We start from the raw sequence: 2935 nt of genomic DNA, 5'->3' as shown, positions 1-2935 counted from the left end.
CCGTTCGGCGGCGATGTTCATCGGGTCACTCCCTGCGCGATTGTCTCACGCCACCATTGACCCACTTCCACGGAAAATCAAACAACTGTTTCAATCATTCGCGTGACAGTCGCCGCGACGTGCGACGCCGCGCCCGCATGGACGCGGCGTCGGCCTCCGGGGAGGAAGGCCGCCGTCAGGCGACGGCTTCGCGGCGCGCCTTGCGGAGCGCGACGAACTGGAAGTCGGCGACGATCAGGGCGGCCGCGGCCTGGCCGACCACCACCGCGAGGCCCAGGTCGGTGGGCCTGACCCAGCCCAGAGCGACCAAGGCGATGCTTTCGACGGCCCAGAGGAGGTTGAAGACCACCAGCGCCCAGACGCCCGTTCGCGGCAGCGCCGGGCGGCTCGCCAGCCAGGCCAGGAAGGCGGCGTAGGGCAGCAGGAATCCGCCGATGGGCTGCATCAACGCGGGCGAAAGCCCCAGCGGACCGGCCAGCCAGCCGGCGTCGAAGAGAAAGGTCGCGCCCATCACGCCGCACGCGGCGGCGTCCAGGGCGATGACGGTGCGCAGGAAGGTCGAGCGGACGGCGGTCATGGGAAGCTCCTTGAGCGTGTTGACGCCCCGAAGCTCCTCCACCCGCCGCCAGGGGTCGATTACCTGGGAGGTAGCGCTACTTCACCGGCACGTGGTCGATGTGCGGGCAGACGGCGGCGACCAGGGCCTTGTCGGCCGGCTTGGCCTGCGCCTTGCGCCAGCCGTCGTCCATCTGCAGGCCGGTGGAGGGCTTGTAGGCGCCCATGCGCAGCGAGTTGCCGCCCTTGCAGTCCAGCGCCTCGACGAAGCCCACGCCCTTGTCCGGACCGCCCGGGGCGATGTTGGCCGACGGCTTGGAGATCGCCTTCATGACCACGAGCCGGCCCGACTCCTTGTCCTTGTACGAATAGTCGCCGTCGTACGACCACTCGGTGCCGCCGTCGCCGTCGGCGTACTTGGTCCACTTCTCGGCCGAGGCGGCCCCGGCGATCAGCGACAGGGCGGCGGCAAGCGCGAAGGCGCGGCGCATGGGCAGTCTCTCCAAACAAGCGTTCGGCGGCGACCCTAGCGGCGGATTTTGGCCGCCTCCAGACATTTCGAAGGCGTCACGCCACCCGCGTCGCCGGATGGTTCAGCGCCCGTTCGGCGTCGCCCATGTAGTCGCGGGTGATCGGCAGGGCGTCCACCCGCTTGGCGAGCTGGATCTGCCAGTTGAACTGCCGCCGGGCCCGGAAGCTCTGCTCGGCGATGCCAAGGTAGAACTCCCACATCCGGCAGAACCGCTCGTCGTAGAGCGCGGCGATCTCGGGACGCACCGCGGCAAACCGCTGGCGCCAGTGCCTGATCGTCTCGGCGTAGTGCAGGCGCAGGATCTCGATGTCGGTGACCATCAGCCCCGCCCGCTCGATGGCCGGCAGCACCTCGCTAAGCGCCGGGCTGTAGCCGCCCGGAAAGATGTACTTCGCCACCCAGGCGTTGGTGACCCCGACCTCCGGCCGCCCGATGGCATGGATCAGCGCCACGCCGTCGTCCTTCAAAAGCCGGGCGATCCCGTCGAAGTACTCCTGGTAGTTCGGCCGGCCCACATGCTCGAACATGCCCACCGAGACGATCCGATCGTAGGTCTCGGTCACGTCGCGGTAGTCGGTGAGCGAGAAGCGGGCGCGGCCCGCCAGCCCCTTCGCCTCGGCCCGCGCCTTGGCCACCGCGAGCTGCTCGGTCGACAGCGTCACCCCATCGACCACCGCGCCGGTCTCCTCGGCCAGGGTCATGGCCATGCCGCCCCAGCCGCAACCGATGTCCAGCACCTTCATGCCCGGCGCGATCGCCAGCTTGGCCGCGATATGCCGCTTCTTGGCGAGCTGGGCCTCCTCCAGCGTCATGTCTGGCCGGGCGAAGTAGGCGCACGAATACTGCATGTCCTCGTCGAGGAAGCGCCGGTACAGGTCGTTGGACAGGTCGTAGTGGTGCGCGACGTTCGCCCGGGCCTGGCGCCGCGCATTGGCTTCGACTTTGCGCTCGCGCAGCCAGAGCTGCAGGCGGTTGCGTGCTTTGCGCGGCTTGTTCTTCGCGTTGGCGCCGATCAGGTCGATGAAGTCGCCGATCTCGCCCTGCTCCAACACCAGCCCGCCGTCCATGTAGGCCTCGCCGACGTACAGGCCGGGCTTGGCGGCGATCTTCGCCGCCCACGCCGCGCTGGTGATGCGGGCGACAAGGGGCGGTCCGCTGCGGTCGCCCAGCCGGAGTTCGCCGCCGCCGGGCAGCCGAAGCGTTAGGTCTCCCTCGCGGACCACCTTCTCCAGCATCGCTTGCAGTCCCATGCCGGCTCTCCAACTCTTGCCGGCAAGAGACTAGGAGCGCCGGCCGGAAAGCCAAGGCCTGCACAACTTTTGCGGCGCGCGCTTGACTCCGCCGGAGGCTGTTCCTAACTCCCCGACCGACGTTGGCACTCAGGGGTTGGGACTGCTAACAGCCGCGTCCGCCCCTCGCCGCCGTCACTGGAAATTGCACCGTTCCGACGGAAGAAGAGAGAACACACAATGGCGTTTCGTCCCCTGGGAGATCGCGTCCTCGTCAAGCGCGTCGAGGAAGAGGAAAAGACCAAGGGCGGGATCATCATCCCCGACACCGCGAAGGAAAAGCCGCAGGAAGGCGAAGTGATCGCCACCGGCCCCGGCGCCCGTGACGATTCCGGCAAGGTCCAGCCGCTGGACGTCAAGGCCGGCGACCGCATCCTGTTCGGCAAGTGGTCCGGCACCGAGGTGAAGCTCGATGGTCAGGACCTGCTGATCATGAAGGAAAGCGACATCCTGGGCGTCGTTTCGTAAGCGACCCCAAAGCGCCGGCGATCCGGCCGCTTCCCCCACCGAAATTCTAGGAAAGAGAACCAGCCATGGCTGCCAAAGACGTCTATTTCGC

Annotated in this window: 4 protein-coding genes; 1 reads left to right on the top strand and 3 read right to left on the bottom strand. The window is 67.8% G+C overall.

Annotated features, from left to right (window positions below; all coding sequences use genetic code 11):
• Positions 1 to 175: 175 nt before the first annotated feature.
• From Q0L11_RS17590 to Q0L11_RS17580, 3 genes are all read right to left on the bottom strand, one after another.
• Positions 176 to 577 carry a hypothetical protein gene (locus Q0L11_RS17590; RefSeq protein ID WP_296598950.1) on the bottom strand — a complete coding sequence of 134 codons (402 nt, stop codon included), beginning with the start codon at positions 575 to 577 and terminating at the stop codon, positions 176 to 178.
• Positions 578 to 653: 76 nt separating this feature from the next.
• A complete protein-coding gene (locus Q0L11_RS17585) occupies positions 654 to 1046 on the bottom strand; it encodes a hypothetical protein (RefSeq protein WP_296598949.1) in 393 nt (130 codons plus the stop codon).
• Between the two features lie 76 nt (positions 1047 to 1122).
• Positions 1123 to 2337, bottom strand: coding sequence for a cyclopropane-fatty-acyl-phospholipid synthase family protein (locus Q0L11_RS17580; RefSeq protein ID WP_296598947.1), 1215 nt, complete (start codon positions 2335 to 2337; stop codon positions 1123 to 1125).
• Between the two features lie 219 nt (positions 2338 to 2556).
• On the opposite strand from Q0L11_RS17580, the gene groES reads away from it, so the two are divergent.
• Entirely contained in the window at positions 2557 to 2844 is a 288-nt protein-coding gene (gene groES, locus Q0L11_RS17575) for a co-chaperone GroES (protein ID WP_293361936.1), read from the top strand.
• Positions 2845 to 2935: the final 91 nt, after the last annotated feature.

The sequence above is a fragment of the Phenylobacterium sp. genome, assembly GCF_024508875.1.
GTDB lineage: Bacteria > Pseudomonadota > Alphaproteobacteria > Caulobacterales > Caulobacteraceae > Phenylobacterium.
The sequence above is the reverse complement of the archived record's forward strand: the minus strand, read 5'-3'. Positions and strand labels throughout refer to the sequence as shown.

Bases quoted from the DNA above. Each gene is read 5' to 3' on its own strand.
- Q0L11_RS17580 (WP_296598947.1), bottom strand. From the start codon at position 2,337: ATGGGACTGCAAGCGATGCTGGAGAAGGTGGTCCGCGAGGGAGACCTA.
- groES (WP_293361936.1), top strand. From the start codon at position 2,557: ATGGCGTTTCGTCCCCTGGGAGATCGCGTCCTCGTCAAGCGCGTCGAG.
- Q0L11_RS17585 (WP_296598949.1), bottom strand. From the start codon at position 1,046: ATGCGCCGCGCCTTCGCGCTTGCCGCCGCCCTGTCGCTGATCGCCGGG.
- Q0L11_RS17590 (WP_296598950.1), bottom strand. From the start codon at position 577: ATGACCGCCGTCCGCTCGACCTTCCTGCGCACCGTCATCGCCCTGGAC.